The organism is Microcoleus sp. Pol11C3, assembly GCF_036701485.1.
GTDB lineage: Bacteria > Cyanobacteriota > Cyanobacteriia > Cyanobacteriales > Microcoleaceae > Microcoleus.
Window position 1 is genome coordinate 1 of the sequence record NZ_JAUBQW010000226.1, and the last position, 5,319, is coordinate 5,319.

The following is a 5,319-nucleotide window of genomic DNA, read 5'->3' on the forward strand; positions in this document are numbered from 1 at the left end:
GGGATAAAAAACCCTGGCGATGACCTACTCTTGCATGGCTTAGGCCACACTACCATTGGCGCAGCTGCGTTTCACTTCCGAGTTCGGGATGGGATCGGGTGGTTCCACAGCGCTATGGTCGCCAGGGAGAGGGTGGAGGGTCGCAGTGGCTGGGTCGGTGGATTGACGGAGTTATGCGCTCACGCTCTCAAAGGGGGGACGTAGCGAACATTTTTTGGTTTGGTTGTCATCGACAACGTGTTGTCGAGGATAAGGCGTCTTGAGGTTATATGATCAAGCCTCACGGATCATTAGTATCAGTTAGCTCAACAGGTTGCCCTGCTTACACACCTGACCTATCAACCACCTAGTCTTGATGGTTCCTTTAGGGGACTTGAAGTCCCGGGAGATCTCATCTTGAGGCACGCTTCCCGCTTAGATGCTTTCAGCGGTTATCGTTTCCGACCATAGCTACCCGGCAATGCCATTGGCATGACAACCGGAACACCAGGGGGTCGTCCACTCCGGTCCTCTCGTACTAGGAGCAGCCCCTCTCAAATCTCCAACGCCCACGACAGATAGGGACCGAACTGTCTCACGACGTTCTGAACCCAGCTCGCGTACCACTTTAAATGGCGAACAGCCATACCCTTGGGACCGACTACAGCCCCAGGATGTGATGAGCCGACATCGAGGTGCCAAACACCGCCGTCGATATGAACTCTTGGGCGGTATCAGCCTGTTATCCCCGGAGTACCTTTTATCCGTTGAGCGATGGCCCTTCCATACAGAACCACCGGATCACTAAGACCTACTTTCGTACCTGCTTGATCCGTCGATCTTGCAGTCAAGCACGCTTATGCCTTTGCACACAGTGCGCGATGTCCGACCGCGCTGAGCGTACCTTCGTGCTCCTCCGTTACTCTTTGGGAGGAGACCGCCCCAGTCAAACTACCCACCATACATGGTCCCCGGCCCGGATAACGGGCCCAGGTTAGAACGTCAAGCACATCAGGGTGGTATTTCAAGGATGGCTCCATGCGAACTAGCGTCCACACTTCATAGCCTCCCACCTATCCTACACAGACGAACTCAACGTTCAATGTAAAGCTATAGTAAAGGTTCACGGGGTCTTTCCGTCTTGCCGCGGGAACGCTGCATCTTCACAGCGATTTCAATTTCACTGAGTCTTGGGTGGAGACAGCGCCGCTGTCGTTACGCCATTCGTGCAGGTCGGAACTTACCCGACAAGGAATTTCGCTACCTTAGGACCGTTATAGTTACGGCCGCCGTTTACCGGGGCTTCGATCAAGAGCTTCGCCTTGCGGCTAACCCCATCAATTAACCTTCCGGCACCGGGCAGGCGTCACACCCTATACGTCCACTTTCGTGTTTGCAGAGTGCTGTGTTTTTGATAAACAGTCGCAGCGGCCTGGTTTCTGCGGCCTTGACAAGCTCAGCTATGCATATAGCCACCTATCAAGGCGTACCTTCTCCCGAAGTTACGGTACCATGTTGCCTAGTTCCTTCACCCAAGTTCTCTCAAGCGCCTGAGAATTCTCATCCTACCCACCTGTGTCGGTTTACGGTACGGTCTGCGTGACCTGAAGCTTAGAGGCTTTTCCTGGAAGCGTGGTATCAGTGACTTCGTCCGATAGGACTCGTCTCGGTGCTCGGCATAGATGAGCGCGGATTTGCCTACGCTCAATGCCTACCTCCTTTCCCCGGGACAACCAACGCCCGGTACACCTAACCTTCTCCGTCCCCCCATCGCAGTCACGCGAGGTGCTGGAATATTAACCAGCTTCCCATCGACTACACCTTTCGGTCTCGCCTTAGGGGCCGACTCACCCTGCACCGATTAACGTTGTGCAAGGAAACCTTGGGCTTTCGGCGTGCGGGTTTTTCACCCGCATTATCGTTACTTATGTCAGCATTCGCACTTCCGATACCTCCAGCAGACTTTACAATCCACCTTCAACGGCTTACGGAACGCTCCTCTACCGCGTACATCAGAGATGTACACCCCAAGCTTCGGTATACCGCTTAGCCCCGTTAAATCTTCCGCGCAGGCCGACTCGACCAGTGAGCTATTACGCTTTCTTTAAAGGATGGCTGCTTCTAAGCCAACCTCCTGGCTGTCTGTGCCTTCCCACATCGTTTTCCACTGAGCGGTAATTTGGGGACCTTAGCTGTGGGTCTGGGTTGTTTCCCTTTTCACGACGGACGTTAGCACCCGCCGTGTGTCTCCCGCATAGTCTGTCTTGGTATTCGGAGTTTGCCATGGTTTGGTAAGTCACAATGACCCCCTAGCCATAACAGTGCTCTACCCCCAAGAAGATTCGTGCGAGGCGCTACCTAAATAGCTTTCGAGGAGAACCAGCTATCTCCGGGTTCGATTAGCTTTTCACTCCTAGCCACACCTCATCCCCTACTTTTGCAACAGGAGTGGGTTCGGGCCTCCAGTCGGTGTTACCCGACCTTCACCCTGGGCATGGCTAGATCACCCGGTTTCGGGTCTATTGCCTGCAACTATGCGCCCTATTCAGACTCGGTTTCCCTTCGCCTCCCCTATACGGTTAAGCTTGCTACAGACAATAAGTCGCTGACCCATTATACAAAAGGTACGCAGTCACCGAACAAGTCGGCTCCCACTGCTTGTACGCACACGGTTTCAGGTTCTATTTCACTCCCCTCGCCGGGGTTCTTTTCGCCTTTCCCTCACGGTACTGGTTCGCTATCGGTCGGTCAGGAGTATTTAGCCTTGGAGGATGGTCCCCCCATATTCAGACAGGGTTTCACGTGCCCCGCCTTACTCATCATCATCTATTAGGCCCTTTCACATACAGGGCTATCACCTTCTACGGCTGGCCTTTCCAAGCCATTTTGCTAGAACCTAATAGACTTCAGGGCTGGTCCCCGTTCGCTCGTCACTACTGGGGGAATCTCGGTTGATTTCTTTTCCTACGGTTACTGAGATATTTCAGTTCACCGCGTTCGCCTCGTACAGCTATGTATTCACTGCACGATACTGCCGAAGCAGTGGGTTTCCCCATTCGGACATTTCCGGATCAATGTCTGTTGCCGACTCCCCGGAACTTTTCGCAGGCTGCCACGTCCTTCATCGCCTCTGACCGCCAAGGCATCCACCGTGTGCGCTTATTCGCTTGACCATATAACCCCAAGTCGCCTCAGGGCCATCGTTTTCGCAAATAGTTACAACGATTAAACTCAATAAGGAATCCCTAGCAAGGATTCCCGCCTTAGCCTCTACGACACGTCTTGATGACAATTACGTCTCAAACGCTCGCTACGTCCCATATTTTCAAAGAACACGATGCCCGGCCTGTGCCGGTCACCTAATCTTTTGTGTGCGCTGTCATTCCACATGACCTGGCAAAACTGGTGGAGCCAGTCGGGATCGAACCGACGACCCCCTGCTTGCAAAGCAGGTGCTCTCCCAGCTGAGCTATGGCCCCGTGACAAGAATGGTGGGTCTAGGAGGACTCGAACCTCCGACCTCACCCTTATCAGGGGTGCGCTCTAACCACCTGAGCTACAGACCCAGGCCGGATCACGTTGTGGAATGCAGGAAACTTGTGCGGACGCCTGAGCAGAGGCGAACTCGTCTGTGCTCAAAAGGAGGTGATCCAGCCGCACCTTCCGATACGGCTACCTTGTTACGACTTCACCCCAGTCATGAATCACACCGTGGCAAGCGTCCTCCTTGCGGTTAGACTACCTGCTTCTGGTGCAACCCACTCCCATGGTGTGACGGGCGGTGTGTACAAGGCCCGGGAACGTATTCACCGCGGCAATGCTGATCCGCGATTACTAGCGATTCCGACTTCACGGAGTCGAGTTGCAGACTCCGATCCGGACTAGGATGGGGTTTCTGGGATTGGCTCCACCTCGCGGCTTCGCGACCCTCTGTCCCCACCATTGTAGTACGTGTGTAGCCCTGGTCGTAAGGGCCATGATGACTTGACGTCATCCCCACCTTCCTCCGGTTTGTCACCGGCAGTCTCCTTAGAGTTCCCGACTTTACTCGCTGGCAACTAAGGACAAGGGTTGCGCTCGTTGCGGGACTTAACCCAACATCTCACGACACGAGCTGACGACAGCCATGCAGCACCTGTCTCACGGTTCCCGAAGGCACCCCTCGATCTCTCAAGGGTTCCGTGGATGTCAAGACCAGGTAAGGTTCTTCGCGTTGCATCGAATTAAACCACATACTCCACCGCTTGTGCGGGCCCCCGTCAATTCCTTTGAGTTTCAGTCTTGCGACCGTACTCCCCAGGCGGCGAACTTAACGCGTTAGCTTCGACACTGAGCTCTCAATTGAGCCCAACGTCCAGTTCGCATCGTTTAGGGCGTGGACTACCAGGGTATCTAATCCTGTTTGCTCCCCACGCTTTCGTGCCTCAGCGTCAGTACTGGTCCAGATGGCTGCCTTCGCCATAGATGTTCCTCCCGATCTCTACGCATTTCACTGCTACACCGGGAATTCCACCATCCTCTACCGTACTCTAGCCTGCCAGTATCCACCGCCATTCCCAGGTTGAGCCCGGGGCTTTCACGACAGACTTAACAAACCGCCTACGCACGCTTTACGCCCAGTAATTCCGAGTAACGCTTGCACCCTTCGTATTACCGCGGCTGCTGGCACGAAGTTAGCCGGTGCTTATTCTTTGGGTACCGTCATGAACCACGGTTATTAACCACGGTCTTTTCTTCCCCAACAAAAGTGCTTTACAACCCGAAGGCCTTCTTCACACACGCGGCATGGCTGGATCAGGCTTGCGCCCATTGTCCAATATTCCCCACTGCTGCCTCCCGTAGGAGTCTGGACCGTGTCTCAGTTCCAGTGTGGCTGATCATCCTCTCAGACCAGCTACCGATCGTCGCCTTGGTGGGCCTTTACCCCACCAACTAGCTAATCGGACATCGGCTCATCTTCTCGCGCGAGGCCTTGCGGTCCCCCGCTTTCACCCTCAGGTCTTATGCGGTATTAGCGTAAGTTTCCCTACGTTATCCCCCACAAGAAGGTAGATTCCGATGTATTCCTCACCCGTCCGCCGCTCGCCACCCACAGTATTGCTACTGCTGTGCTGCCGCTCGACTTGCATGTGTTAGGCCTGCCGCCAGCGTTCACTCTGAGCCAGGATCAAACTCTTCAGTTAAAGCTTAAAGCTTTGTCTGCAGATATCCGACCTTGGCCTTACATCACTTGATTACTCAATAAATATAAAGCTTGTTGGCTAGACGTCTGCAAGAAATGGACTCATCCATCCCCCGTCAGGCGCCCGCACAAATTTCCTGCGCACACTGTCAAAGATC

General features: G+C 54.2%; 2 tRNA genes and 3 rRNA genes. All 5 read right to left on the reverse strand.

The window, feature by feature from the left end:
* Positions 1 to 11: 11 nt before the first annotated feature.
* The 5 genes from rrf to QUA40_RS27520 all read right to left on the reverse strand — a co-directional run bounded on the left by rrf (position 12) and on the right by QUA40_RS27520 (position 5,162).
* Positions 12 to 126 (reverse strand): 5S ribosomal RNA (gene rrf, locus QUA40_RS27500).
* Positions 127 to 269: 143 nt separating this feature from the next.
* Positions 270 to 3,152 (reverse strand): 23S ribosomal RNA (locus QUA40_RS27505).
* 230 nt (positions 3,153 to 3,382) lie between these two features.
* Positions 3,383 to 3,458, reverse strand: a tRNA-Ala gene (locus QUA40_RS27510).
* Between the two features lie 10 nt (positions 3,459 to 3,468).
* Positions 3,469 to 3,545, reverse strand: a tRNA-Ile gene (locus tag QUA40_RS27515).
* A 72-nt stretch (positions 3,546 to 3,617) separates the two neighbouring features.
* A 16S ribosomal RNA gene (locus QUA40_RS27520) occupies positions 3,618 to 5,162 on the reverse strand.
* The 16S, 23S and 5S rRNA genes sit together here with 2 tRNA genes alongside, the layout of an rRNA operon.
* Between the last annotated feature and the right edge of the window lie 157 nt (positions 5,163 to 5,319).